The sequence below is a fragment of the Rhizobium sp. CCGE531 genome, assembly GCF_003627795.1.
Lineage (GTDB): Bacteria > Pseudomonadota > Alphaproteobacteria > Rhizobiales > Rhizobiaceae > Rhizobium.
The window spans coordinates 106816-132671 of sequence record NZ_CP032686.1; the positions used below are offsets into that span (position 1 = coordinate 106816).

20 protein-coding genes and 3 pseudogenes are annotated in these 25856 nt (G+C 59.3%); 18 read left to right on the forward strand and 5 right to left on the reverse strand.

The window, feature by feature from the left end:
• The first annotated feature begins 122 nt into the window (after nt 1-122).
• Entirely contained in the window at nt 123-1910 is a 1788-nt protein-coding gene (locus CCGE531_RS26790; RefSeq protein WP_120669615.1) for a thiamine pyrophosphate-dependent enzyme, read from the forward strand.
• Nucleotides 1911-2044: 134 nt separating this feature from the next.
• Here the strand turns inward: CCGE531_RS26790 and CCGE531_RS26795 are convergent, their stop codons facing one another.
• A complete protein-coding gene (locus CCGE531_RS26795) occupies nt 2045-4900 on the reverse strand; it encodes a M16 family metallopeptidase (protein WP_120669617.1) in 2856 nt (951 codons plus the stop codon).
• Between the two features lie 88 nt (nt 4901-4988).
• Nucleotides 4989-5250 (reverse strand): annotated as a pseudogene (locus CCGE531_RS34945) (3'-5' exonuclease); the annotation flags it as partial.
• Between the two features lie 170 nt (nt 5251-5420).
• Here CCGE531_RS34945 and CCGE531_RS26805 point away from each other — a divergent pair.
• The 13 genes from CCGE531_RS26805 to CCGE531_RS26870 all read left to right on the forward strand — a co-directional run bounded on the left by CCGE531_RS26805 (nt 5421) and on the right by CCGE531_RS26870 (nt 18206).
• Complete coding sequence (locus tag CCGE531_RS26805; RefSeq protein ID WP_120669619.1) at nt 5421-5672, forward strand: type II toxin-antitoxin system ParD family antitoxin; 252 nt, start codon at nt 5421-5423, stop codon at nt 5670-5672.
• Between the two features lie 623 nt (nt 5673-6295).
• On the forward strand, nt 6296-6991 hold the full coding sequence (locus CCGE531_RS26815) for a GntR family transcriptional regulator (protein ID WP_120669620.1): 696 nt from the start codon (nt 6296-6298) through the stop codon (nt 6989-6991).
• Between the two features lie 501 nt (nt 6992-7492).
• Nucleotides 7493-8095: an amino acid synthesis family protein gene (locus CCGE531_RS26820; RefSeq protein WP_120669622.1), complete on the forward strand. Its 603-nt coding sequence runs from the start codon at nt 7493-7495 to the stop codon at nt 8093-8095.
• 14 nt (nt 8096-8109) lie between these two features.
• Nucleotides 8110-8955 (forward strand): alpha/beta fold hydrolase, encoded by an 846-nt coding sequence (locus tag CCGE531_RS26825; RefSeq protein WP_120669624.1) that lies wholly within the window; start codon nt 8110-8112, stop codon nt 8953-8955.
• A complete protein-coding gene (locus tag CCGE531_RS26830) occupies nt 8952-9887 on the forward strand; it encodes a flavin reductase family protein (protein WP_120669626.1) in 936 nt (311 codons plus the stop codon). The genes CCGE531_RS26825 and CCGE531_RS26830 overlap by 4 nt, the downstream gene beginning before the upstream one ends.
• Nucleotides 9884-10924 (forward strand): LLM class flavin-dependent oxidoreductase, encoded by a 1041-nt coding sequence (locus CCGE531_RS26835; protein ID WP_120669628.1) that lies wholly within the window; start codon nt 9884-9886, stop codon nt 10922-10924. The genes CCGE531_RS26830 and CCGE531_RS26835 overlap by 4 nt, the downstream gene beginning before the upstream one ends.
• Before the next feature lie 5 nt (nt 10925-10929).
• A complete protein-coding gene (locus CCGE531_RS26840) occupies nt 10930-12393 on the forward strand; it encodes an aldehyde dehydrogenase (protein WP_120669630.1) in 1464 nt (487 codons plus the stop codon).
• Between the two features lie 5 nt (nt 12394-12398).
• Nucleotides 12399-12713, forward strand: a complete 315-nt coding sequence (locus CCGE531_RS26845) for an NIPSNAP family protein (protein WP_120669632.1) — start codon at nt 12399-12401, stop codon at nt 12711-12713.
• 55 nt (nt 12714-12768) lie between these two features.
• A complete protein-coding gene (locus tag CCGE531_RS26850; protein WP_120669634.1) occupies nt 12769-13779 on the forward strand; it encodes an ABC transporter substrate-binding protein in 1011 nt (336 codons plus the stop codon).
• A 214-nt stretch (nt 13780-13993) separates the two neighbouring features.
• Nucleotides 13994-14866, forward strand: a complete 873-nt coding sequence (locus tag CCGE531_RS26855; protein WP_120669635.1) for an ABC transporter permease — start codon at nt 13994-13996, stop codon at nt 14864-14866.
• 1 nt (nt 14867) lies between these two features.
• A complete protein-coding gene (locus tag CCGE531_RS26860) occupies nt 14868-15668 on the forward strand; it encodes an ABC transporter permease (RefSeq protein WP_120669637.1) in 801 nt (266 codons plus the stop codon).
• Complete coding sequence (locus tag CCGE531_RS26865; RefSeq protein ID WP_120669639.1) at nt 15665-16744, forward strand: ABC transporter ATP-binding protein; 1080 nt, start codon at nt 15665-15667, stop codon at nt 16742-16744. Before CCGE531_RS26860 ends, CCGE531_RS26865 begins: the two co-directional genes overlap by 4 nt.
• Before the next feature lie 10 nt (nt 16745-16754).
• A complete protein-coding gene (locus CCGE531_RS26870) occupies nt 16755-18206 on the forward strand; it encodes an NAD-dependent succinate-semialdehyde dehydrogenase (protein ID WP_120669641.1) in 1452 nt (483 codons plus the stop codon).
• Between the two features lie 77 nt (nt 18207-18283).
• Here the strand turns inward: CCGE531_RS26870 and CCGE531_RS26875 are convergent, their stop codons facing one another.
• A complete protein-coding gene (locus CCGE531_RS26875) occupies nt 18284-18892 on the reverse strand; it encodes a J domain-containing protein (RefSeq protein WP_120669643.1) in 609 nt (202 codons plus the stop codon).
• A gap of 77 nt (nt 18893-18969) precedes the next feature.
• On the opposite strand from CCGE531_RS26875, the gene CCGE531_RS34450 reads away from it, so the two are divergent.
• From CCGE531_RS34450 to CCGE531_RS26890, 4 genes and pseudogenes are all read left to right on the forward strand, one after another.
• Nucleotides 18970-19449 carry a hypothetical protein gene (locus CCGE531_RS34450; RefSeq protein WP_162944041.1) on the forward strand — a complete coding sequence of 160 codons (480 nt, stop codon included), beginning with the start codon at nt 18970-18972 and terminating at the stop codon, nt 19447-19449.
• A gap of 41 nt (nt 19450-19490) precedes the next feature.
• Nucleotides 19491-20426 (forward strand): annotated as a pseudogene (locus CCGE531_RS26880) (GSU2403 family nucleotidyltransferase fold protein); the annotation flags it as partial.
• A gap of 56 nt (nt 20427-20482) precedes the next feature.
• Nucleotides 20483-20677: pseudogene (locus CCGE531_RS26885) on the forward strand (exonuclease domain-containing protein); the annotation flags it as partial.
• 217 nt (nt 20678-20894) lie between these two features.
• Nucleotides 20895-23234, forward strand: coding sequence for a HAMP domain-containing methyl-accepting chemotaxis protein (locus tag CCGE531_RS26890; RefSeq protein ID WP_120669645.1), 2340 nt, complete (start codon nt 20895-20897; stop codon nt 23232-23234).
• 122 nt (nt 23235-23356) lie between these two features.
• Here the strand turns inward: CCGE531_RS26890 and CCGE531_RS26895 are convergent, their stop codons facing one another.
• Together CCGE531_RS26895 and CCGE531_RS26900 are read right to left on the reverse strand one after the other, a co-directional pair.
• Nucleotides 23357-24310 (reverse strand): sugar-binding transcriptional regulator, encoded by a 954-nt coding sequence (locus tag CCGE531_RS26895; RefSeq protein WP_120669647.1) that lies wholly within the window; start codon nt 24308-24310, stop codon nt 23357-23359.
• A gap of 21 nt (nt 24311-24331) precedes the next feature.
• A complete protein-coding gene (locus tag CCGE531_RS26900; RefSeq protein ID WP_120669649.1) occupies nt 24332-25798 on the reverse strand; it encodes an FGGY-family carbohydrate kinase in 1467 nt (488 codons plus the stop codon).
• Between the last annotated feature and the right edge of the window lie 58 nt (nt 25799-25856).

The window sequence follows — 25856 nt, forward strand, 5'->3', positions numbered from 1 at the left end:
CATGTAATCGGGATCGGCTGTGTGTCGGAACCGTGCTTCCTCCGGGCCTGACCGGTCCGGGGAAACGCACGTCAATACTTTGCGGAATTCAGGAACGAAGGTCATAGCGGAGAGGCGAGCAAATGACGGTGAATCTTGCAGTCGAAACGGCGGGCGATGTTCGGGTAGTCAAGCCGGAAACAGGGCCGAAAACAGGATATGAATTCCTGATCGACACGCTTAGGACCTGGCATGTGCGCCACTATGCCGGCGTCACGGGGGGAGGGGTCATCCATTTGCTCAAGCATCTCGAGCCGATGGTCGTCCCCGACGACGGCGCCGAAGTCCCGGTTTTCTTCAATATCGGAGAGTACGTCGCCGGCTTCATTCCTCTGGGATACTATCTGGCGAGCGGGAAAATCAGTGCAGCCATTGCAACGACGGGAGCCGCAACGCGGTTGCTGACCTGCGGCCTGAGTGATGCGAAATTGCACAATATTCCGGCAATCTACCTCATTCCTCTCAGTCCGTCAGATACGCGACACCGTGCACCGCTGCAGGACACGAGCCCGGAGGGCGCCGGCGTCGTGGCTCAGTTGCAGGCTGAGCTACCATCAGGCACATTCGTCTTGAACGATCCAGACGGTATCGAAGAACAACTTGAGCAAGCCCGTAAACAGCTCGCCCAGGGCTCGCCCGTCGCTCTTCTGATGCCGCCGGAGGCACTCGGAAAGATGATGCCTGAGCCGGTCTATAAGCCTTGGCACGGTGACCGCGCCCATAAACCGAACAAGATCGACCATGGGTCGCTAACCCATTTCTTGGCCGAATTCCCGCGGCAAGCGGTTGGGCGTCGGGTGATTGTGCTCGCCGGCGAAGAGGCGGCCATGTATCCGTATATGCCTGTCCTTACCACACGTTTGTGCAAGGTATTACAGGCGCCGATCGTCTGGAGCATAAACGGGGCGAATGCGGTCGCGCGCAACAATATCTTCGGTTTCGGCTATCTGGGCTTTGGCGGCAATGATCGCGCAATGCAGCTTTGGAGAAGCCTCGGCCCTGATGATATTGTCATTACCCTCGGGTTTTGCCCTGACGAATATACCCTTAATTTTTCTGACATACCTGCCCATACGACATGGAATTTCACCAACCTGGCCGCCCCATACGGCAGCGTTGGAGGCGAGTTTCGGCATCGTGTGCGCGGCGAATATTTCGATGTTCGAGGGCCAATCGATCAGGTTCTGAGCGAAGCGATCGGCCGGCTCGAGGATATCAGGCCGCCGCGTCCCCCGGCACCGGCTTTTGTGGCTGATCTCAATGATCGCAAGATCATGCCGCCACGCACTGGGACAATCGATATTGCCCGATTTTATCAGGAGCTCGATCGTCAATGGTTGCCGGAAAGCATTGCATTCGATGATGTGTGCCTTGCCTACAAAGATCGTCAGTATGTCACGCAGCGCCCGCATCCGAACGTCCGCTTCCATTCGCTTTATCGCGGTTCGGCAATGGGCGGAGCATTCGGCGCGGCTATCGGCGCAAAGCTTGCAAAACCGGACGCGACAGTCTTCGCTTTTACGGGCGATGGCTGCTTCCGGCTGATTGCTGGTTGCCTGGCCGAAGCACGATCATTGGGCCTCGTCCTGTTCGTGCTGGACAACGGCGCACTCGGCATCATGGTGCAGGGCCTGCCCGTGGTCATTCCCGACTATTCATCCTCCCGCTACCACAGCGATCTGCACCGCATCGACTTTGGATCGATGGCGCGCGCATGCGGCTGGTCAAGCCGCAGGCTGTTGCCGGATCTGAGCAATCTGGCCGAGATCATGCGTGAAAGCTACAGCCCCGGTCACTCATCCATCCTGGTTGAGGTACCCGTCGATGCAGAGCAGGTGGTGGGACAAAATCCGCGGGCTAACAATTTGTAGTGCCCTGTCACTTGCTGCAATCATGCAAAGAAAGAATCTGCAGGTCTATAGTTTGAACCCATTCAAGGCGCCCAAACCGGATGACCGCATTACGTCGGTTCCAGACGCTAGAGAAAGCAGCGCCTTCTCTGCGACTAGCGCATAGTGGAGCTTCCTGGCAGCACCTCGAACTTCCAGAATTTATCTGGCGTGAAATAGACCTGGGCGATGGCGCGCACGGTCTGCGCTGTCACATTCTCATAGCCGCTTTGATTGGAGCGCAGAAAGTCGATGTAGCGGGCATCGGCCTGAGCTTCGGAAAGCTGCGACAGCCAATGATCGTTCCGCTGGCGTTTCAATGTGATATCTTCGAAGAGGGCCTGTTTGGCCCGCGCAAGTTCATCCGGCGTGACATCTTCGGTGCGCAGATCCCCAAGAATTTTTTCGGCGATCTCATAAAAGCGTTTAACCTCATTGGATGCGGTCTCCACATAGACATAGGCATAGCCATAGTCGGGTAAAACTTCCGAGAGCACGGCGTTGGCTCGAGGCGTGTAAGTCGCGCCTTCGTTTCGACGAAACTGCGCGATCACACGGTCGAGGAGAATGCTCACGGCAACTTTCGCCGAATATGTCCTTGGCAGATCGGACAAAAGGTCGCCGATAGGAGCGGCCAAGAGAGCAGCTGCATTGTCGGGGCGCTGAAGTTGATTCAACACAACTGGCTGTTTCGTCGGCGCCGGAAAGTGGACCGCAGGCGCCACGGTCGTCGACGTCGACCGCACCGGCAGCGCACCAAAAGTCGCGCTGGTAAGACGGATCGCGTCATCGACAGTCACATCGCCGACGATACTGACGTTGATTGGCCCGCTCGACAGATAAGGCCCAAATTGGGCCTCGAAATCTGCCGGCGTGGTGGAAGAGATTTGCCGCTGGTCAGGGGCTGCCCAGCGAGGATCGCCGGCATGCAGCAATCCAGGGAGATAACGGTCGGCTATGCTGCCCGCTGTTAGTTCTCGATCAGCGATGCCATGCTTGTAAGCTTCCTGGACCTGTATGAAGGCTTGCGGACGAAAGGCCGGAACCGAAGTATAGGCAGCAAGCATCTGCATTTGCGTCGCCAGATCTTCTGTCCTCGTCTTACCCTGGAGGACAAACGCCTCATCGTTGAACGAGAACCGTATGCTGACCTCCTTACCCGGCAAGGCTTGCCACATCTCATCATAGCTGATGGCCTTCAGGCCACCTGGGATAAACGCTGCGGCTGCCCAGGCGGCTTTTTGCTGCGTAAGCGGAAGATCACGTCTTCCCCGGCCGATGTCGGCGCGCACCAGAACTTCGCCGTCGTTGAACTTTGTTGGCTTGATGGCCAGGTGTACACCGTTGGCAAAGCGCACCAACGTGATTCCCAGATCTTCGATAGCATGTGTCTCGCTGACAACCCCTGGCGGGCCGAACGATGTATAAGGCCAGGAGGGAATAGCGGTCGACGCTGGCCCTGAAACCGCCGTCGCCCGTGACGTCTTGTATGCCGTGTCGATAGTAGCCTCGCGGCCGAATGGCGCTTCCGGCGTTTGTAGGATGATGCGCAGATCTTTGACGCTGAACGTTCGCTGGAGTGCCTTATTTACCTCGGCGGTCGTCAGCCTCTTCGCGATATCGTCGAAAAGGGCGAGCGTGTCGGCAGGGGAAATAAAAGTTTTGTCGGCTGCGGTGCTTGCCATCAGGCCGTCTGCAAGGGTGGTCGTGGGCCGCGTTGCCTCACCTGCAGCTGCCGTCTGCAAAGCGGCACGCTCGTTCTGAAGTTCACGTTCGAGCTCCGGCTGGAGGGCTCCAGATTTGCCGATGCGACGTTGCTCTTGCTCAATGGCTGCCAATGCCCGCTGCCATGCGATGGGCGCGACGAGAGCGGAAATCGCGATCATATCAGCGGATTTGAGCAGATCTTCCTCGCCGGCTTTTATTCTAAGGAACGGGGTGTCGGTCTGATGCGCCAGAACGTCGAGGCGTCGTGCAAGAATATGCAAGCCAATGTCTCGAATTGTTCTCTGACGTCTTAAAGCGCGCGTGTCCGGCGCCTGATCATGGGGTCGTATCCAGGCGAACTCTAAAAGCGCTGCGCCACTTCCAGTCGTTAGAATATCGGCCAGAGAATGATGTGGCCGAAGCGTGCCGAGATTGCGCCTTGTTTTGGCGGGTCCGATGGAAGTCCAGTCGCCGAAACGACGCCTGATTTCAGCCTCGAGGGCTGTTGGCTCGATATCCCCGACGACGACGAGGGTGGCACGATCGGGGCGATAGTTAGCTCGGTAATAGTCACGCAGTCGGTCGACAGGCGCGTTGCGAATGACGATCGTATCCCCGATTGGAAGACGCAGTGGCGCAAGCTGACCGGCAAGAAGCAGTGCGCCAAGGGCATGATCGGCGCGTGCCTGCGGTGTATCGCGCTGACGTTCTTCAGCCAGTATGACGCCACGCTCACGTTCAAGTGCGCCAGCGTCGAGCCTCAGCTCGCTCGCGATTTCACGCATTAACATTAAACCGGTGGAGACCGTATCAGTGTCGGCGTCTGGAATATTGAGCTTATAGATTGTCTCATTAAAACTTGTGGAGGCATTGACATCGGGTCCGAATGTTAGCCCCTTTCGTTGCAGAAGACCGATCATCTCGTCTTCGGTGACATGTGTGCTTCCTCTGAACGCCATGTGTTCGAGAAAATGCGCTAGGCCGCGTTGGTCGTCGTCCTCGTCACGGGAGCCGGCTTCCACGCGAAAGCGGATCGCGACCTGTCCGCGCGGCGTAGTATTATGCATGATGGCAAATTTCATGCCGTTTGTGAGCGTGCCGAATCGCACGCCCGGGTCCGGTTTCAGATCGCTTCCTGCTTGTGGCCAGGGTGTGGACGGCTGGGCGGCCTGAAGCGGCGCTATGATGGCAAACAGGGCACCGAACAGCGTCAATATGCTCATATGCCACTTTGGCAGGGAAAACACCGATTGGATGAAGGGCATATAAGTCTCGGGATAATGTGGTGGGGAGTAAGTGGTGCGTTGGCGTGGCGTCACTATCGAATAGGTTGCGCTTAATATCAACAGCTGCGATCTCGTCTTTCCTCGCATCGAGCCCGGTCGTCTCGGTGTCGAGGATGACGCCGCGCAGAGGATAACCAAGCCTTGGGGTAGCGGCGATCGCCCGCGGCTCAAGTTTTCGGAGGATCTGATAGCGTCCGGTCGCTTCCAGGATCCGCACCATCTCGGCTTCGTCGGGCGCCGAGCCGACCTGTCGAAGACGTATGCTTGGGGGCCGACGATCTGCGAAGGCCTTGCGCATTTTCCTAAAACATGTCGAGCTGAGACGTCATTGCCCATCCGTTTAAGGGGGCAGGGCAAGCTTAGAACGGCCGGCCCAAGGCGAGAAGCGCCTGGCGTCCTCATTGAGCCGATACGCACCGATATTACCTCACATCGCATTAATCGAATATTGTAAAAGTATTGTATTTGTCATATTTTCAGGCTCAACGGAGCATAGGTCATGGCACGCGCAAAAACATTTTCTCTCGGTGACAGGTACGATGGAATTCTATCGGATCTTGTGCGGAACGGACGGTTCGGTACTGAGACTGAAGCCGTGCGCGCCGGGATCCGCTTGCTTGCCGATCACGAACTCAAAATGCAGGTCCTTCGCAGAGGCATACAGACGGCAGACGAGGAAATTGAAGCAGGCCTCGCCAAGGAATATGCCAATGGTGCCGATCTACTCAAAGACGTTATGAACGAAGGATAGGGCCATCAAACCGAAACGCCTGATTATTGCGCCACCTGCAATCAGCGACTTGCGGAACATAAGGTGCTATATCGCCGAAAACAGTCTTCACTATGCACAGGAATTTCTGGCCGACCTAACTGCCAAGATAGCTTGGATTGCCGAGGTGGATTTCACTGGCTCGCCCCGCGACCATATCGCTCCAGGTTTCCGTGCGTTCCCCTATTGGAACCGCTGCTCTGCTATCGCTCGTATCCAGACAGAATTGTAATTCTTCGTGTCAGGCACGGCGCCGAAGACGTCAAACCACAGGACTTCGAATTTTAGGTGCCGCCAAAACCTAACGAAAATGTCCCTCGGAATTTCGCCCGCCGGGCTATTGCAGTCGGCGTCTTGACGGCCGGGCAATTCTGAGAAATTACGGCCGCCCCTGACATTCGGGTGCAGGCGAAGGCCGTCGTCGAGGAGATCGTCTCGACGCAGCCGGCGTCAGAAGCATAGATCGGGAATCCCAAGGTCACGGTACTTGTTGAATTGCTGGCCGCTGACAGCTACAGTATCTGGTACGCCATAATACGATTTTCCAATTCGGCTGCCGCGGCGGAACTTGGTGGTGCGAAGCCGGTCCAACTCTGAGGTGTAGAATGAGCGGTGCTCTGAAGGACGCAGCAATTCGGGTCGAGCGTCCGACAAAGACATTGCGGGAACTGGCGCTGGACAAGGTCCGCGAAGCGATCGTGAATGGCTATTTCCGTCCCGGCGATCGCCTTGTCGAACGTGATCTCTGCGCCCAGCTCGGCGTCAGCCGGACGGTCGTGCGCGAGGTTCTGAGGCACCTGGAATCGGAAGGGCTCGTCGCCAACCTGCCGAACAAAGGGCCGATCGTCGCCCAGCTCGACATCGAAGAAGCCAAGCAGATTTATGAGATCCGCGGCGCGCTCGAAGGCATGGCGGCGCGGCTATGCGCCGAGCGCAGCAGCCCCGAAATCGTCGCTGCCCTGGAAGAATCCCTGACCGGGATACGCAACAGCTACCGCGACAACGATATGGCGGGCGTGCTGGCGAATACCTCTTCCTTCTATCAGACGCTGTTCACCATGGTCGACAGGCATGTTGCCTGGGGCGTCGTCAATCTTCTCACCGTGCGGATAAATCACTTGCGCTCGATGACGATAAAGACCGAGCGGCGCGGCATCGAGGGGCCTGCGCAGATGTCGAAGATCGTCGACGCCATCCGCCGGGGTGACGGCGAGGGGGCTTACAAGGCCGCGACGGATCACATCGCCGCCGCCAGTGCGATTGCCGAAGCGGTGCTGTCGGCCAAGAAGTCGGCTGATTAACTCAGCGCCGGCGCCGCTGGCCTTCTGTCGGATGCAGCCATAAATGCTGCTCCGTCGGCCATTTGATGTCTTTCAACATTCGCAGTCGCGACTCCGTGGAATCCCGGAGAGGCCGCACTCCAGGCTTGACACCCAACTTCGCCCAGTGTGATGGTATGCCATAATCAATAATATCTAAGGCGGTATCATATGAACTGGGATCATTTTGCCTTTCAGATTTGTCGAGCGCCTGCGGGCTGTCGACGCAGCGCCTCCAACGCCTGACAACAAGCTGATCCAAATTGCCTCCGAGGCTCGACATCGCTCGTGCGTCATCGAGGAAGTCTCGAAGCCGTCCTATGGACAGCGGCTCGGCAGACAACCGAGAAAATACGGGTAACTAACTGTTTTTAGTAACGTATATAAAAATCGGCGGACTAGGCTGGCGGCTTTTGCAGAAACGAACTTGACAGTTAGATATTATGGCATACCATAATATCTAATCCTAAATGGGAGCGAGCTATGAGCCTTCAGATCCGAAAAACTCTCCTGCAGATCGAAACGACGCTTGTTGAAGGGGGCAGGGCAGCGGCGGTGCCGTTGAAGCTCTTTTCGGCATGCGCGATCGTCAAAAATCCCTGGGCCGGTCGCGGCTTTGTCGAGGATCTGAAGCCGGAGATTCACGCCGCCGCCCCTATCCTCGGTGAATTGCTCACCAAGATGATCATCGAGGCTGTCGGCTCGGGCGAGGCCGTCGAAGCCTATGGCAAAGCGGCCGTCGTCGGACTGAACGGCGAGATCGAACATGCATCGGCGCTGATCCACACGCTGCGGTTCGGCAATCACTATCGCCACGCCGTCGGCGCCAAGTCCTATCTTGCCTTCTGCAATACGCGCGGGCCGGCCAATGCGCCGATCATGATCCCGCTCATGGACAAGAATGATGAAGGTCGTCGCTCGCACTACCTGACCATCCAGACGTCGATCCCCGACGCGCCGGCTGCCGACGAGATCGTCGTGGCCCTTGGCGCCTCGGTGGGCGGGCGTCCCCACCACCGCATCGGCGACCGTTACCAGGATCTGAAAGACCTGGGGCAGGACGTCGCCAATCCTGCGGGCGTTTGAGAGGGGACTCAGAGATGCTGGCAGCTGGATCGACCGCAGGCACCGCTGCAGCAAAGAGCGCCGACGGTGCCTTGCCTCGGAAGAAGACAGCAGGCGGAACGGCTTATCACGAGGCCGGGCGCGGCGAGCCGGTGGTGCTGATCCATGGCGTCGGCATGCGGCTCGAAGCCTGGGCTCCGCAGATTGCATCTCTCTCGGCGGGTCATCGCGTCATCGCCGTCGACATGCCGGGACACGGTGAGAGCGCAAAGCTGCCGATAGGCAGCCGCCTGCAGGAATTCGTCGCCTGGTTCGAACGCTTTCTCGACGAGATGAAAATCGAAACGGCGAATGTCGCCGGGCACTCCATGGGTGCGCTGGTGTCGGGAGGGGTGGCCGCGACCTTCGGCGAGCGCGTCAAGCGCGTCGCTTACCTCAACGGGGTCTATCGGCGCGATCCGGAGGCGAAGGCTGCCGTGCTTGCGCGGGCTGCGGCCATTCCGGTGACGGGCGTCGACAAGGAAGGGCCGCTTCGGCGCTGGTTTGGCGACGATGCGCAAAGCTCCGTTGCACGCGAACTGACGCGCAACTGGCTGAACCTCGTCGATCCGCTGGGATATGCGACGGCCTACGCCGCTTTCGCCGGCGGTGATGAGACCTATGCCGATCGCTGGCCCGGCGTCATGGTGCCGGCTTTGTTCCTGACGGGTTCGGACGACCCGAATTCGACGCCGCTAATGGCCGAGCAGATGGCGGCGGCAGCGCCTAAAGGCCGGGTGCGGATCGTCGAGGGGCATCGCCATATGGTGAACCTGACGGCACCAGATATCGTCAACGGGCTGCTCGCCGAGTGGCTTTCATGCGGGGAGGACGCAAGATGACGACGCAAGACTTCGACCCAAGGGCGCTGCGCGACGCCTTCGGTGCATTTCCGACCGGCGTCACGGTCGTAACCGCGCGTGATCAGGCCGGTTTGCCGATCGGTTTTACCGCAAACTCGTTCACGTCGGTGTCGCTTGACCCGCCGCTTCTTCTTGTCTGCCTGGCAAAGACCTCGCGTAATTTCGAGGCCATTACGAGCGCCAAGCATTTTGCGATCAATGTGCTGTCGGAGACGCAGAAGGCCGTCTCCAACACCTTTGCGCGGCCCGTCGAAGACAGGTTTGCCGCCGTCGAGTGGAATTCGGGAGCAGATGGCTGTCCGATCCTTTCCGATGTCGCTGCCTGGTTCGAATGCGCCATGAGCCAAGTGATCGAAGCCGGTGATCATGTTGTCCTGATGGGACGCATCGTTTCGTTCGATAATAGCGGTCGCAATGGCCTCGGCTATGCCCGTGGCGGCTATTTTACACCGATCCTGGCCAGCAAGGCGGTCTCCGCCGCTGCGGAAGGTAACATCGAACTCGGTGCGGTCCTGGAACGTGACGGTGAGATCCTGCTACTCGGGGATGATGTTCTTGCCCTCCCAGATTGCGAAGGCAGCGAAGGAAGCCCAGCTGACATTCTTGGCCAGTACCTGCAGGCGCTGACCGGCCTTACGGTAACGGTCGGCTTTCTCTATTCGGTCTATGAAGGCAAAAGCGACGGCAAGCATCATATCGTCTATCGCGCCTTCGCTTCGCAAGGCGAGCCGCGCGAGGGCAGGTTCCTAAAGCCGGATGCGCTGAAAACAGTGCGCTTCAAGACCAGTTCGACGGCCGACATCGTCGCTCGCTTCGCGCTGGAAAGTCAGATCGGCAATTTCGGTGTCTATTTTGGCGATGAGACCTCCGGCATGGTGCGGCCGGTCTCGGGGAAGGCGGTGCAAGCATGAAATTCTCTCTCTTCGTTCATATGGAACGCCTCGACGCGAGCCAGACCCACAAGAGTCTCTACGAGGAATTCGTCGCGCTCTGCGAGATTGCCGACAAGGGCGGCATGCATGCGATCTGGACGGGCGAGCATCACGGGATGGATTTTACCATCGCGCCCAACCCCTTCGTGACGATCGCCGATCTGGCGCGGCGTACGTCGCGGGCAAGGCTGGGCACGGGAACGGTGATTGCGCCGTTCTGGCATCCGATCAAGCTTGCCGGCGAAGCGGCCATGGCCGACATCATCTGCGACGGCAGGTTGGATATCGGCATTGCCCGCGGCGCCTATTCCTTCGAATACGAGCGGCTGCTGCCGAGTCTCGACGCCTGGGGTGCCGGCCAGCGCATGCGCGAGCTGATCCCGGCGGTCAAAGGCATTTGGCAGGGCGACTACGCCCATGAGGGCGAGTTCTTCAAATTCCCCTCGACCACCTCGGCGCCGAAGCCGCTGCAGCAGCCGAACCCGCCGATATGGGTTGCGGCACGCGACCCGAATTCGCATGAATTCGCCGTCGCTAATGGCTGCAATGTCCAGGTGACGCCGCTTTGGCAGGGCGATGATGAAGTCGAGGCGTTGATGGGCCGCTTCAACGATGCCTGCGTGAAGAACTCGCATATCGAGCGGCCGAAGATCATGCTCTTGCGCCATACCTATGTCGGTTCGTCCGAGGACGACATCGCACGGGCCGCCCATGAGCTCAGCGTCTATTACAATTACTTCTTCGCCTGGTTCAAGAACGAGAAGCCCATCCATCAGGGCCTGATCGAGCGCATCCCGGAAGAGGACATTCGCGCCAATGCCATGCTGTCCGATGCGGTCATGCGCAGCAACAATGTCGTCGGTGATGCATCGACCGTGATCGCCCGGCTGAAGACCTATCAGGCAATGGGCTACGACGAATATTCCTTCTGGATCGACACCGGCATGTCGTTCGAGCGCAAGAAGGCTTCGCTCGAACGCTTCATCACCGAGGTCATGCCGGCATTTGCGGAGTAAACGCCATGCAGCGCTTCCAGTACTATATCGATGGCGAGTTTCTGGACGGGGAGGCCCGGTTCGAGTGCATCGATCCCGCGACCGGCAACCCCTGGGCCGAGATGCCGGAAGCACGCGAGGCCGATGTCGACCGCGCGGTGACCGCCGCCGAAAAGGCGCTTTACGATGGCCCCTGGGCGAAGGTGACGGCGACGCAGCGCGGCAAGCTTCTCTACAAGCTCGCCGATCTCGTGGCAGTCAATGCGCAAAGGCTCGCCGAACTGGAAACGCGCGACACCGGCAAGATCATTCGCGAGACCTCGGCGCAGATCGCCTATGTCGCCGACTATTATCGCTACTATGCCGGCATCGCCGACAAGATCGAAGGCTCCTACCTGCCGATCGACAAGCCTGATATGGACGTCTGGCTGCGCCGCGAGCCGATCGGCGTCGTCGCCATGGTCGTGCCCTGGAACAGCCAGCTCTTCCTCTCGGCAGTCAAGATCGGCCCGGCGCTCGCCGCCGGCTGCACCATGGTCGTCAAGGCGTCGGAAGAGGGGCCGGCGCCGTTGCTCGAATTTGCCCGACTGGTTCATGAGGCAGGTTTTCCGGCCGGCGTCGTCAACATCATCACCGGTTTCGGCCCTTCCTGCGGCGCAGCGCTCGGGCGCCATCCAAAAGTCGCGCATATCGCCTTTACCGGCGGGCCGGAGACGGCACGCCATGTCATCCGCAATTCGGCCGAGAACCTTGCCTCGACATCGCTGGAACTGGGGGGCAAATCGCCCTTCATCGTCTTTGCCGACGCCGATCTCGAAAGTGCCGCCAATGCGCAGGTCGCCGGCATTTTCGCGGCGACCGGCCAAAGCTGCGTTGCCGGCTCCCGCCTGATCGTCGAGGCCAGCGTCAAGGACGCATTCCTGTCGATCCTCAAGCGCAAGGCAGAGGCGATCCGCATCGGTTCGCCGCTCGACATGGCGACCGAAGTCGGCCCGCTTGCCACGAAGCGCCAGCAGGATCATGTGGCGGCTCTTGTCGAGAAATCCATAAGGAGCGGTGCCAGGCTCGTCACCGGCGGGCAAAGGCCCGATGGCGTGGGCTATTACTTCCCGCCGACGATCCTGGATTGCGATGGCGTCAACTCGCCTTCCTTGACCGACGAATTCTTCGGGCCGGTCTTGTCGGTGGTCTCCTTTGAGACCGAGGCCGAAGCTTTGAGGCTCGCAAACGATACTCGTTATGGGCTGGCCTCCGGTGTCTTCACCCAGAACCTCACGCGCGCCCATCGCCTGATGAAGGGCATCCGTGCCGGTGTCGTCTGGGTCAACACCTATCGCGCGGTATCGCCGATCGCGCCGTTCGGGGGCTTCGGCCTCTCCGGCCACGGCAGGGAAGGCGGCCTTGCGGCCGCACTCGATTATACCCGCACCAAGACCATCTGGCTGCGGACGTCCGATGATCCGATCCCAGATCCCTTCGTCATGCGGTGAGGCCGATGTTTTACGAGATCCGCACTTACCGACTAAAGAACGGCACGGTCCCGCAATATTTGAAGGTCGTGGAAGAGGAAGGGATTGCGATCCAGAAGGCGCATCTCGGCAATCTCGTCGGCTACTTCTATTCGGAAATCGGGGTCATCAACGAGATCGTGCACATCTGGTCCTATGCAAGCCTCGACGATCGCGAAGCGCGGCGGGGGCGGCTGGCGGCGGATCCCGAGTGGCAGGCTTTCCTGCCGAAGATCCGCGACCTGATCGAACAAGCGGAAAACAAGATTATGAAGCCTGCCGGTTTCTCCCCCTTGGGATGAACGGGCGGTCGCATAAGGCATGCCTCCAAAAACTGAAAAACAAGGACAAGGGAACATGAAAGCAAGAATTGCACTCGCGGCCTTTGCCGCAATGATGGCCGCATCCATGCCCGCCAAGGCCGACACCATGGTCTTCACGAGCTGGGGAGGAACGACGCAGGATGCGCAGAAGGTCGCCTGGGCCAACCAGTTCACCGCAAAGACCAGTATCGGCGTCATGCAGGACGGCCCGACGGACTATGGCAAGCTGAAAGCGATGGTCGAAGCGGGGCAGGTCAGCTGGGACGTCGTCGATGTCGAGGGCGATTATGCCGCGCAGGCCGGCAAGGACGGACTGCTCGAAAAGCTCGACTTTTCCGTCATCGACAAGTCCAAGCTCGATCCGCGTTTCGTCGGCGACTATTCGGTCGGCAGTTTCTATTATTCCTTCGTCATCGGATGCAATGCCGATGCCGTCAACGCCTGCCCGAAGACCTGGGCCGATCTTTTCGACACGAAGAAATTCCCGGGCAAGCGCACCTTCTATAAATGGTCCGCCCCGGGCGTCATCGAAGCTGCACTGCTCGCCGACGGCGTTCCCGCCGACAAGCTCTATCCGCTCGATCTAGACCGCGCCTTCAAGAAGCTCGATACGATCAAGTCGGACATCGTCTGGTGGTCGAGCGGCGCGCAGTCGCAGCAGCTTCTGGCGTCGGCGGAAGCACCCTTCGGCAGTCTCTGGAACGGCCGCATGACCGCGCTTGCCAACAGCGGCGTCAAGACGGAGACGTCTTGGAGCCAGAACATCACGGCGGCGGATTCCCTGGTCATCCCCAAAGGTGCTCCGAACATGGAGACGGCGATGAAATTCATCGCGCTGGCGACCGCGGCGCAGCCGCAGGCCGATTTGGCAAAGGCCACGGGCTATGCGCCGATCAATCTCGACTCGGCGAAGCTGATGGATCCGGAGACGGCCAAGACCCTGCCGGACCAGCAGACGGCGAGCCAGGTCAATGCCGATATGAATTACTGGGCCGCAAACCGCGATGCCATCGGCAAGAGGTGGTACGCCTGGCAGGCGAAGTAAGATCTGGAGATGACCTAAGCAATTCCAGGAAAAGTGCGCAGCGGTTTTCCGTCCAGAATTGCGTAGAAGCAGGAAGATGGAACGGTTCAGAGATTCCGTGAGGAACTGAACCGTTCCACGCCATCGCGGGCCTCGGCCCGCGGTGCGGCAATGCGAGGTGTGGGCCTATCGGCAGCCGTGGCTGTCCGTCAGGCCCCGATGGGAAGGAATTGCCATGTCGACATATATTGACGCTGCGGACGAGGCCGCACCGGCGCGCAAGGCGGCAAAGCCCACCGGATTTGCACAGGTGGCGCCGGCTCTGGCCTTCGTGACGATCTTTTTCGTATTTCCGGTCATCGCGCTGTTCCTGCGCAGCGTGCTGGAGCCGGCATTCGGCCTTGGCAACTATGCCGAATTGCTGGGATCCGAAACCTATCTGAAGATCTTTGCCAATACCTTCATCGTATCGGGCCTCGTCACTGTCATATCGCTGCTGATCGGTTTTCCCGTCGCGTGGACGCTGGCGATCATGCCTTCGCGCTGGTCTTCGGTGGTCTTTGCGATCCTGCTTCTGTCGATGTGGACCAACCTGCTCGCCCGGACCTATGCCTGGATGGTGCTTTTGCAGCGCACAGGATTGATCAACAAGATGCTCGTCGGCATGGGTCTGATCGACAAGCCGCTCGCCCTCGTCAACAATCTGACGGGTGTCACGATCGGCATGACCTATATCATGCTGCCCTTCATCATCCTGCCGCTCTACGGCGTCATCAAGAAGATCGATCCGGCCGTGCTGCAGGCGGCGGCACTCTGCGGCGCAAGTCGATTGCAGTGCCTCACCCGCGTTCTGCTGCCTCTTGCCGCTCCCGGTATGATGGCGGGCGCATTGATGGTGTTCGTCATGTCGCTTGGCTATTACGTCACGCCTTCGCTCCTGGGCGGTACGGCGAATATGATGCTGGCGGAGCTCATCGCACAATTCGTGCAATCCCTGGTCAATTGGGGCATGGGCGGAGCGGCCGCCTTCGTCCTGCTCGTCGTCACGCTGACAATCTATGCCGTGCAGCTGCGGCTGTTCGGCGTACAGAATACGGGAGGGCGCTGAGATGCTGTTGAATTTCGACCGTCTTGGTTGGTGGAAATATGTGCTTCTCGCGATCACGGTTCTCACATCAGCCTTCCTGCTGCTGCCGATCCTGTTCATCGCGGCCTTGTCGTTTGGCTCGTCGCAATGGCTGATCTTTCCGCCGCCGGGCTGGACCTGGCGCTGGTACGCGGAGCTGCTTTCCGATCCGCAATGGCTGGCTTCCGCCTGGACGAGCTTCAAGATCGCGGCGATCGTCACCGTGCTTTCGGTGCTGCTCGGCCTGGTAACCTCCTTCGGCCTCGTGCGCGGAAAATTCATGTTTCGCGATGCGTTGAAGGCGCTGTTTCTGACGCCGATGATCCTTCCGGTCGTCGTCTTCGCCGTGGCGCTTTATGCCTTCTTCCTGCGAATTGGCCTTGGGGGCACTTTGACCGGCTTCGTGCTCTCGCATCTCGTCCTGGCGCTGCCCTTTTCCATTCTATCGATCTCCGGCGCGCTCGAAGGCTTCGACAAGTCCATCGAGGATGCGGCCGTGCTCTGCGGCGCGTCTCCGCTCGAGGCGAAGATCAGGGTCACGCTGCCTGCCATAAGCCACGGATTATTCTCGGCGGCGGTCTTCTCGTTCCTGACATCCTGGGATGAGGTGGTGGTGGCGATCTTCATGGCGAGCCCGACACTGCAGACGCTGCCGGTCAAGGTCTGGGCAACGCTCAGGCAGGATCTGACCCCGGTGGTCGCTGCCGCCTCCACACTTCTCATTCTGTTGACGGTCACGTTGATGACGCTGGCCGCGATCGTACGCAAGGTTCTGAAATCATGAGCGAATCCTTCCTGAAGATCAAAGGTATCCGCAAGGAATACGGCCCCGTCGTCGCAGTCCACGACGTCAATCTCGAGGTCAAGCGCGGCGAGTTCCTGACCTTTCTTGGCCCCTCCGGCTCGGGCAAGAGCACGACGCTCTATATCCTCGCCGGTTTCGAGCAGCCGACCAAGGGCGATATCCAGCTGAATGGCGAGACCCTGCTGTCGACGCCATCGCACAAGCGCAATATCGGCATGGTGTTCCAGCGCTATACGCTGTTTCCGCATTTGACTGTCGGAGAGAATATCGCCTTTCCGCTGAAGGTTCGTCGCAAGTCCAAGGCCGAGGTCGACAGCCGCGTGAGGGAAATGCTGCGTCTGGTCCGGCTCGAAGGCTTCGAGGATCGCAAGCCCGCGCAGATGTCGGGCGGCCAGCAACAGCGCGTGGCTCTTGCAAGGGCGCTCGCTTATGATCCACCGGTGCTTTTGATGGACGAGCCGCTGTCAGCGCTCGACAAGAAGCTGCGCGAGGAGATCCAACACGAGATCCGCCGCATCCACCAGCAGACGGAGGTGACGATCCTCTATGTGACGCATGATCAGGAGGAGGCGCTGCGGCTTTCGGATCGCATCGCCGTCTTCTCAAAGGGCGTCATCGACCAGATCGGCACGGGGCCGGAACTCTACGCCAATCCCCGGACGCGTTTCGTCGCGGAATTCATCGGCGACAGCGATTTCATCTCCTGCCATCTGCTCTCTTCGGACAATGGCCAGGCGACGATCTCGCTCGGCGACAAGACCGTTTTCGAGAGCATTCCGGTGCATGGCCGGCCGACATCGGGTAGTCATGCGGCCTTGATGCTACGGCCGGAGCGCATCCGGCTCGGGCGCAAGGCGGGCGTGAACAAGGGCCTCAGTGCGACGGTCAACGATATCACCTTCCTCGGCAACAATGTGCATGTGACGACACGGATAGCCGCCGGCGAAACCCTGTCCGTGCGGCTGCCCTTCGGCCACGAGGCCATCTCGGGCCTGAGCCGCGGTGACAATGTGCATCTGGAGTTCGATCCGGATGCCGCACACGTCTTCTGCTGAAAGGTGTCATATGCAACTTAAAGATCCCTCGCTGTTCCGTCAGGCATGTCCGGTCGCCGATTACTGGATCGAAGCGGAAGGCCGCCCGGCGACGATGATCCACAATCCGGCGACGGGCGAGGCGTTGGGGGCGGTCCCAGACCTCGGTGCCGTCGAAACGGAGGATGCTATCCGATCGGCCGTCATCGCCCAGAAGCTTTGGGCGAAGAAGACTGCCGGAGAACGTGCGTCCGTTCTCAAGGCGTGGCACCGCCTGATGATCGAAAACCGCGACGATCTGGCGATGATCCTGACGCTGGAGCAGGGAAAGCCGCTCGCCGAAGCCAAAGGGGAAATCATCTATGGGGCGAGCTTCATCGAATGGTTTGCCGAAGAGGCAAGACGCATCAACGGAGAAATCATACCGGGACATCAGAAGGACAAGCGCATCCTCGTGCTGCGCCAGCCCGCAGGCGTGGTGGCGGCGATCACGCCCTGGAACTTTCCGAATGCGATGATCACCCGTAAAGTCGGCCCGGCGCTTGCCGCCGGCTGTGCCGTCGTTCTCAAGCCGGCGCCGCAGACGCCGTTCTCCGCAATCGCGCTCGCCGTTCTTGCGGAGCGAGCCGGCCTGCCGCCCGGTCTTCTCAACATCGTCACGGGGGATGCAGCCGCAATCGGCAGCGTCCTGACCGCAAGCCGCGACATCAGGGTCCTGACCTTCACCGGCTCCACCCGGACCGGTGAATTGCTTTACCGGCAATGCGCGCCGACGATCAAAAAGCTCGGCCTTGAGCTCGGCGGCAACGCGCCTTTCATCGTGTTCGACGATGCCGATCTCGACGCCGCTGTCGAGGGCGCGATCATCGCCAAGTTCCGCAACAACGGCCAGACGTGCGTCTGCGCCAATCGGCTTTATGTCCAGGACGGTGTCTACGAGACGTTTGCCGCCAAGCTCGCGACGGCCGTTGCGGCGCTGAAGGTTGGCAATGGCTTGGACCGTGATGTCGTGCTTGGCCCGCTCATCGACAAAAACGCCGTCGCCAAGATCGAGGCCCATATCAGCGATGCTGTGGCACGCGGTGCAGGGATCATTTCAGGAGGGAACCGCCACGCGCTTGGCGGCCTTTTCTTCGAGCCGACTATTCTGCGCGATGTTAGTGCCGACATGCAGGTCGCCCGCGAGGAAACCTTTGGGCCTCTTGCGCCGCTCTTTCGGTTCCGCGACGAGCAGGACGTCATCGAACAGGCAAACGATACCGAATTCGGGCTCGCCTCCTATTTTTACGCACGCGATCTGTCGCGGGTCTTCCGCGTGGCCGAAGCGCTCGAATATGGGATGGTCGGCGTCAACACCGGGCTGATCTCGACAGCCGAAGCGCCGTTCGGTGGAGTAAAAATGTCGGGGCTCGGTCGTGAGGGCGCTAGTCATGGGATAGATGAATTTGTTGAGTTGAAATACGTATGCATTTCAGTTCCATGAATCTTTGCTATCCCACGCATCGCAATAGTTTGGTCCACGGTTCAGATGCCATCAAGGCGATCCAGTATGTATCGCACCTAACAGAAGCCATTGAGCTTCAGGATTCTATGGGCGTCAATCGTCGCCCGAAGCGCCTCCTCCGATGCGCGGTCTCCATCGTTTGCGTCGGGATGGTGCATCTTGAGCCTCTGCTTGTAACGGCTTCTAATTTCATCCGGCGTCGCGCTCGGTGAAAGACCGAGCGTTTCGAATGCTTTTGCTTCCAGCACCTTAAGTTTGCGGGAATGAGGGACCGCTTTCGCCGCTTGCCTTTGTGCAGTGTCTTTTCTTGCATTGATCGTTTTCGCGGTCCCGGAACGAATTGAGGAGGGGAGGGGCGTTTCAGAAGTGTGATTGATTCTAACGCCCCAGCTAGGACGGCTGCCACTTGCCGCTTCCCTCTGATAGCGGGCCGTGGTGGGGTTCGACAGTTTCGTGACGTAATTGTAGCCTTCGCTATACTCTTTTGCATGGCCACGGCAAAACAACAGGTACAGCCCCTCAGCATCCGCTCCCACGGGCACGCGATGCATGCCTTGTTTGTCGCATCCGTCCCATTGGCATCTCGGACCGCTTGTTTCGCGATGTTCAGCCGGTTTCTTCCGCGTCGGTCTCAGGCCGACAAAAATCTTTGAATCAGACGTCATAGCGCCTTATACGGCGCTACTGCCGGACACGACAAGATTGCTCGACACAGAGTCGCCATTCCTATGGCGGGGCCGTAATGACCGAGGCGGGTGGCGACGCAAGGTCAGGAGCCTTCTCTATATCGCTGCCTTTATCTTTTACAACCGAGGCGCAAAACAGGGTCTGTTCAGCTTCACAACGCTTTGACCCATATTTGCATTTGAGGTTAAAAGTGAGCGGACGCGCCCACTCTGAGATGCTCGATCATTACGTTCCCCCTCGGCGAACGTCGGCCCCACCGTTATCCGGCAAGTCGGTCAGCCATATTCCCCAAGAGCAGATTTACATGTCGCACGGAGACAGACAAGTTTTGCGGGCGTCAGATAGCATTATTGGTCTCTGGCGCGTGGATATGTTTTCACCAGCTCACCAATGTCCGCTACTGAGTAATTTCAAACGGATAGTAATTTGTATCAAAGGGGTCGCCGGTTCTGATCCCTTCAAGGCGATAGAGGTCGCATCCCATTTTGCGACCTATCCCCTCGATCGTTATACTGTTCTTGAAAAAACAGTATAACACGAAGTCGCGCTCATGAAGTCCATCGACTTCATGGACATGGTGGTACGAAACGTCGTTACGTCAGTTCTGCTGATGATCCGGTTATCGCGCAACGCGTAGCTGATCATAAGCTGGACAAGGACGATCTACGCGCTCGCAGGCGCTTGGTAAATTCCCTGACCCGCGAAGGCGGGATGATCGCCCCCGATGCCATGTCGGGCGACATCGTCGAGGCTCTTGCCGATGGCGGTCTCTTTCGGTTCCGGGGTGTTCTCATCGGCACGGTGGCCTTTCAGTGCTATTCAGGACTGCTGGGCGTCCGCCTTCCCATGGCTGTGATCCTGACCGGCGAAACGGACATCGCCCAGGACTATGCCATCAGTCGGGAGGTTGAAGACAGTCTACCTCCGATTGTTGAGCTGCTGCAGGGCGTCGACGCCAGCTTCCGGCCAGTTCCACATCGATCGTGATCCGCGGCCTCGTCGGCGTTTCAGAATGCCGACGGCTACAGGGTTGAATTCCTGACGTCGAACCGTGATTCGGATGACTACGTCGACCAACCGGCGAAGATGCCCGCCCTTGGTGGCGCCAGCGCGGATCCACTTCGCTTTCTCGACTTCCTCATAAGCGAACCCGTCAGGACAATGCTGCTCCACCGAAGCGGGGTCCCAGTCGTCGTCCCTGATCCGTCCCGGTATGCGGTCCACAAGCTCATAGTCGCCAGCCGCCGAAACACTGACGGGCTGGGGCCGGCGAAGCGAGAGAAGAACGTTCGTCAAGCTGCGCTGCTCTTTGAAGCCCTGCAGCAGACAAGGCGCTCTGCCGACTTGGCGCTCGCCTACAACGAAGCATGGGAGCGTGGGTCTGCGTGGCAAGAAGGTATTCGAACCGGGGCGGGAATGCTGCCGGCACAAGATGCCGAGCGGCTCAACACGGTCCTGATCGAGGGCGCAAAAAGAAACCGCGAAGAAATTGAACTTCCGCTTGGAGAATAGGCCGTCTTCCGCTTCGAAAGCCAAGCAATTGATTTGATTCGAAGTGGCGAAGACAAATATGGTGCCGAGAGTTCGAGAGTGCTAACTACCCGTATGAGCCTGAGCTTCGCACCGTCACAGCGACGGCGCGGCCAAGATTTCCGCTGACGGGCGTTATTCTCGATACCGAAACGACCGGCTTCAACCATCGCAAGGATAAAATCATCGAGATCGGCACTGTTGCCTTCACCTTTGATGAACTCGGCAATATTTCCCCTATGTTTTAGGGGAAATCATTAATTCTGTTTCAATAAAGCTGGGCTAACTTTTCTCTTGATTGGGCAGGGCATGACGCGCCTGTGGTCGGGCGGCACCTCGACGGCTCACGGATTGCTTTTCTTTTAGAAAATTTCACCTCAAGAGCTCCAGAAGTACGTGTTTTGGCGAAGCGGGTTAGCGTTACGGCACCCCGAACGTAGGTGAGCAATTATGATTTTTTCTCTTCGCAATATACTTCTTGGGATTTTCCTTTTTCTCAGCATCGCCCTATGTGTGCTAACGGGATCTTCGACGCTTAATGCCTATCGCGATGCGGGCACCTATGCCGACGTCTCGAAGTTCACCATGCTCGACCGCGCGCTCTTCCAAACACTCGCCAACTTTCGCAACGAGCGGGGTGACGGCTCGTCGCTCGCCAAACTTGAACTTGGCGCGCAAGATGCAACGCTTGCCTTGCTGAAAACGGACAGGGGTGTCGTCGACAAATATATGGCTGACGCAAGATCAGTCTTTGCAAACATCGACGACGAGACGCTCAAAGCCCCGATTGCCGACGTCATGAACGCCTATGATCGGGTAGTCGCATTCCGCTCAAAGCTCGACAGCGAAGTCGCCAAGAAGCTTGCTGATCGCGACCCGACACTGCAGGCCACGACGCTGGACATCGGTCAGCAGCTCTTAACGGCATTGGAGACAGGTTCGACCGCCATTGAAAGCCGGATTCGCACAAGTGATCCCTCAATGACCGCACTCATTCAGATCCGTGCGCTGACATGGTACACTCGCGCAACAGCTGGTGCTGCAAACCTGTTGTTCGTCAACACACTCGCCTCCGGAGAGGCAATGAAGCCCGAGGACGTCAGCAAGGTCCAGCAATTCGATTATGCTGCGAATTTCACCTGGGGACAGATCGGCACTCTGATCAATCATCCATCGACACCACAGGTCGTCAGGGACGCCTTTAAAGCCAGCAGCGCGACCTATTTCAACGGTGACTTCGCAGCGAAACACAGTGCGTTGCTTGCGAGGTTCGCGGCCGGTGAGAAGAAGGCCATGTCCCTCGACGACTGGCGTCCGCTTGGCAACGCTTCCCTTCTGACCATCACAAACACCGCAGCGGCAGCCGCAGATGGCATGGTCGCAAAAGCATCCGCCAGCCAGCATGATGCATTCGTCAGCTTGATCGCCTATGGGCTCATCTTCCTTGTTGCCGTGGTTCTGAGCATTACGGGCATCTGCGTCATCATCTTTCGCGTCACTAGGCCCGTCGGAGCGCTAACTCATTCCATGACTGCACTCGCCCAAGGCAACCTCTCGGTCTCAATCGGTGGCGTCGAACGGCGTGATGAGATTGGCGCCATGGCGCGTTCCGTCCAGATTTTCCAGCAGGCGGCCTTACGCAACAAGGCGCTCGAAGCGGAAGCCGCCGAGGCGCGCGTTTCATCGGAGAATGAACGCGTCGAAGTCCAGCGCCGCGCCGAAGCAGAGGCCGAAGAGAGGCTGCTGCAAGCAACGGGTTCGCTTGCGACAGGACTTCGTCATTTGGCATCGGGCGACCTGCGTTGCGAGATCGAAACGCCGCTAGCTGCGCAGTTCGAAGCTCTGCGTCACGACTTCAATTCATCGGTCAGCCAGCTGCGCGCTGCGATGTCCCAGGTCGGCCAGGCCGCGTCACTCGTAAACAGCGGCAGTCGCGAGATTTCGCAGGCTTCAGATAATCTTTCCAAGCGCACGGAGCAGCAGGCCGCGTCACTGGAAGAAACGGCGGCTGCACTTGAAGAGGTTACGGCCAACGTCCAGTCGACCTCCAAGCGGACTGGCGATGCACGCGATCTGGTTCGCGGCGCCCGGTTGCGGGCAGAAAACTCCAGCCAAGTCGTCAACAATGCCGTCAATGCCATGGGTAGGATCGAGCATTCGTCCAAACAGATCAGCCAGATCATCAGCGTGATCGACGAGATCGCCTTCCAGACCAATCTGCTCGCGCTCAACGCCGGCGTCGAGGCGGCGCGTGCGGGTGAAGCCGGCAAAGGCTTTGCCGTCGTCGCCCAGGAAGTGCGCGAACTGGCCCAGCGCTCGGCTAATGCCGCCAAAGAGATCAAGGTTCTGATCGGCAATTCTGAAGTCGCCGTTGGCGAGGGCGTGAAACTTGTCAACGACACCGGCGAGGGCCTCGCTGTTATCGCTGACCTCGTCCTGCAGATCAATCAGCACATGGACGCAATCGCCACTGCCGCTCAGGAACAGTCGATGGGTCTTTCGGAAATCAACAGCGCCGTCAATCACATGGACCAGGCGACGCAGCAAAATGCCGCGATGGTCGAAGAGATGAACGCGTCCGGCGCAGGTTTGGCCGAGGAGAGCAAGCGTCTTGGCGAACTCTTGAGCGCCTTCCGCACAGGCGAAGCCGAACGCATGGAGCCACAGGTTAGGCCCGTGTCCCCGCTTGCCTCAGCCCCGGCAGCGCGCCAGCTTGCTGCACGCGCGGCTCCCGTCGCGCAGGGCAATGCTGCGCTTAAACATCTCCAGCAGGGGTGGTCGGAGTTCTGATTAGTCTGATGTGACGACAGGCACCGCAGTTCTACCGCGGTTCAAGAGCGAAGATTGGCCTGGACACTTGATCTGGGCCATTTCGTTTAGCCAATTCGGCTTCCCGCGTAATGCTGCAGATCTTAGGCCTCGATCAGGCGCTCGGCGCTGAACTTGTCCGTAATCAGCATATCGATAACGCCGATACGCAAGGCGCCGGCGATCGCCGCGGTCTTCTTCGTGCCACCGGCAAGCGCGATGACCCGATCGACCCGTTCGAGATCTTCGAGCGGGAGGCCGATGACGCGCTCGTCGAGCGGCGTCTTTACAGGCTTGCCGTCCTTGTTGAAAAAACGCAGCGATATATCGCCGACGGCACCTGCCTCGGCAAGATCGGCAAGCTCGCGCGACGAAAAGATATTGCCGGACCTTGCAAGCAATTCCGATGGCTCAACGGCGCCGATGCCGACGATGGCGAGCGTGATGCTGCCGAAGAGATCCATCGTCTCCCGCACGAACGGATCCGACTGCATCAAAAGCTTGGCTTCGCGCGAGGTCGTCACGCCCTGCACCGGAAGAAGTTTCGGCTCGGCGCCGGTCAGCCGTGCAAGGCGGGTGGTCAGCTGGGTGGCATGCGTCTGCACCGACGGGTCGCCCATACCGCCAAGCGTCTGAACGACATATTTGGCCTGCGCGCTCTTCTGGGGATGAATATTTTCCACCATCTTGAAGATCGTCTGGCTCCAGCTGGAGACACCGATGATCTCGCCAGGTGCCAGCGTAACCTCCAGAAGATGAGCTGCCGCTTCACCGATCCGGGCCATGATGGCTCCGTCACGGTCTTCGGTGCATTCGACGACAATAGCTTCGGGCAGACCGTACTTTGCGCGCAGCGCTCCTTCGAGTTCGCTATAGGTGCCCACCGGCGGGATGACGCTCGTGCGCACGATGTCTTCCGCCTCGGCCCGTTTCAGCATTCGTGAGACGGTTGCCTGCGACAGGCGAAGGTGCTGCGCGATCTCCGCCTGCCGCTTTCCCTCGATGTGGTACATCTGGGCAACTCGTGAGATGAGGCGGAGTTCGTTAAGGCGAGCCATTGTTGATCCCGGGGTGAATTTTTATTCACCTTTAACCGGAGTTGGACGCAAGGTCGAGCGGGCCAGCGCATCATTCCATCTATTCAGGAGCGATGTGCTGTCGATGCTTTGCGGCTGGATGATCCGGGTGTTTCTCGGAAGTGCTGCGATGGCGTCAAGATCCCGCCAAAGGCCGATTGAAAGACCCGCGAGATAGGCTGCGCCGAGAGCGGATGCCTCCGGCGCCTCGCACTGGATGATAGCGTGGTTCACCAGGTTCGAAACGCACTGCATCAGGAAACCATTGCCGCTCGGCCCGCCGTCCACGTAAAGCCTGCCAAGTTCGCCGCCGCTCTGCGCCCGCATCGCCGTGATCACGTCATGAACCTGGAGGGCGATCGAATCGGTGACTGAGCGTGCCATCTGCGCGCGCGTGGTGCTGAAATTGATCTGCGAGAAGAGCGCGCGGGCGTCGGAACTCCAGTAGGGCGCGCCCAGCCCGACGAAAGCGGGTACGAATCCCGGGCCGCCCGGTTCCGCCATTGCTGCAAGATCGACAAGCGACGCCACGTCCGGAAGGCCCAGAATGCCGGCCATCCATGGTAGGCTCGCAGCGCAGACAAGGATATTGCCTTCGAACGCAAAGGTCGGCTGCCCGGCAATGCGCCAGGCAACGGTGGTGGTAATGCCGTTGCGCGGCGCGATGAAGCGCGGAAGGGTGGTCATGACCGAGGACCCTGTTCCAAAGGTCACCTTGCCATCGCCCGGGTTGAAGGCCCCATGGCCGAACAAGGCGGCATGGCTGTCCCCGATGGCCGATCTGATCGGCGTGCCGTTCGGAACGCCGGCAAGACCATGCGTGGTTCCGAAGTCCGCGGAGCTGTCAAGCACGTCCGGGAGGAGCCGGATATCGACGCCGAAAATCGCGCCCAGTTCCTCGCTCCAGGCTTGTGCCTCGAGGTCGAACAGCTGGCTTCGCGCGGCATTCGAGGCGTCGCACACGTGCTTGCGGCCACCGGTAAGGCAATGAATGAGCCAGCTGTCGATCGTGCCGATGCGGACCTTTCGCCCATGCGCGACGCGATCGAGGAGCCAACGGAACTTCGGGCCTGGAAACATCGGATCGAGGGGGAGGCCGGTCAGGGCTTCGACGCGTTCCAGATGACCATCGGCGATGAGACGCTCGCAATCCGGCGAGGTGCGCCGGCATTGCCAGCTTAGCACCGGTCCGAGCGCCTTGCCCGTTTCGGCATCCCAGATGGTAACCGACTCCCGCTGATTGGAGATCGCCACCGCTTCGATCGTCGAGCCGGGTGCGCCTTGCAGGCACCGTTCGATCACTTCGCGGACGGATGCATAGATCCGATCCGGATCCTGTTCGACCCAGCCGGGCTTCGGATAGGAGATACCCACCGGAGCCGAACCTCTGGCAATAATGTCTCCGCTCTCGGAGACGAGAGCCGCCTTGGAATTGGTCGTTCCCTGGTCGATTGCCAGAATGGCCCGCATCATATCCTCCACCAATAACGAGACCGGGGCGGCAATCCGCCCCGGCTCCAACGCGTGC

Bases quoted from the DNA above. Each gene is read 5' to 3' on its own strand.
- CCGE531_RS26790 (WP_120669615.1), top strand. From the start codon at position 123: ATGACGGTGAATCTTGCAGTCGAAACGGCGGGCGATGTTCGGGTAGTC.
- CCGE531_RS26795 (WP_120669617.1), bottom strand. From the start codon at position 4,900: ATGCCCTTCATCCAATCGGTGTTTTCCCTGCCAAAGTGGCATATGAGC.
- CCGE531_RS26805 (WP_120669619.1), top strand. From the start codon at position 5,421: ATGGCACGCGCAAAAACATTTTCTCTCGGTGACAGGTACGATGGAATT.
- CCGE531_RS26815 (WP_120669620.1), top strand. From the start codon at position 6,296: ATGAGCGGTGCTCTGAAGGACGCAGCAATTCGGGTCGAGCGTCCGACA.
- CCGE531_RS26820 (WP_120669622.1), top strand. From the start codon at position 7,493: ATGAGCCTTCAGATCCGAAAAACTCTCCTGCAGATCGAAACGACGCTT.
- CCGE531_RS26825 (WP_120669624.1), top strand. From the start codon at position 8,110: ATGCTGGCAGCTGGATCGACCGCAGGCACCGCTGCAGCAAAGAGCGCC.
- CCGE531_RS26830 (WP_120669626.1), top strand. From the start codon at position 8,952: ATGACGACGCAAGACTTCGACCCAAGGGCGCTGCGCGACGCCTTCGGT.
- CCGE531_RS26835 (WP_120669628.1), top strand. From the start codon at position 9,884: ATGAAATTCTCTCTCTTCGTTCATATGGAACGCCTCGACGCGAGCCAG.
- CCGE531_RS26840 (WP_120669630.1), top strand. From the start codon at position 10,930: ATGCAGCGCTTCCAGTACTATATCGATGGCGAGTTTCTGGACGGGGAG.
- CCGE531_RS26845 (WP_120669632.1), top strand. From the start codon at position 12,399: ATGTTTTACGAGATCCGCACTTACCGACTAAAGAACGGCACGGTCCCG.
- CCGE531_RS26850 (WP_120669634.1), top strand. From the start codon at position 12,769: ATGAAAGCAAGAATTGCACTCGCGGCCTTTGCCGCAATGATGGCCGCA.
- CCGE531_RS26855 (WP_120669635.1), top strand. From the start codon at position 13,994: ATGTCGACATATATTGACGCTGCGGACGAGGCCGCACCGGCGCGCAAG.
- CCGE531_RS26860 (WP_120669637.1), top strand. From the start codon at position 14,868: ATGCTGTTGAATTTCGACCGTCTTGGTTGGTGGAAATATGTGCTTCTC.
- CCGE531_RS26865 (WP_120669639.1), top strand. From the start codon at position 15,665: ATGAGCGAATCCTTCCTGAAGATCAAAGGTATCCGCAAGGAATACGGC.
- CCGE531_RS26870 (WP_120669641.1), top strand. From the start codon at position 16,755: ATGCAACTTAAAGATCCCTCGCTGTTCCGTCAGGCATGTCCGGTCGCC.
- CCGE531_RS26875 (WP_120669643.1), bottom strand. From the start codon at position 18,892: ATGACGTCTGATTCAAAGATTTTTGTCGGCCTGAGACCGACGCGGAAG.
- CCGE531_RS34450 (WP_162944041.1), top strand. From the start codon at position 18,970: ATGACCGAGGCGGGTGGCGACGCAAGGTCAGGAGCCTTCTCTATATCG.
- CCGE531_RS26890 (WP_120669645.1), top strand. From the start codon at position 20,895: ATGATTTTTTCTCTTCGCAATATACTTCTTGGGATTTTCCTTTTTCTC.
- CCGE531_RS26895 (WP_120669647.1), bottom strand. From the start codon at position 24,310: ATGGCTCGCCTTAACGAACTCCGCCTCATCTCACGAGTTGCCCAGATG.
- CCGE531_RS26900 (WP_120669649.1), bottom strand. From the start codon at position 25,798: ATGCGGGCCATTCTGGCAATCGACCAGGGAACGACCAATTCCAAGGCG.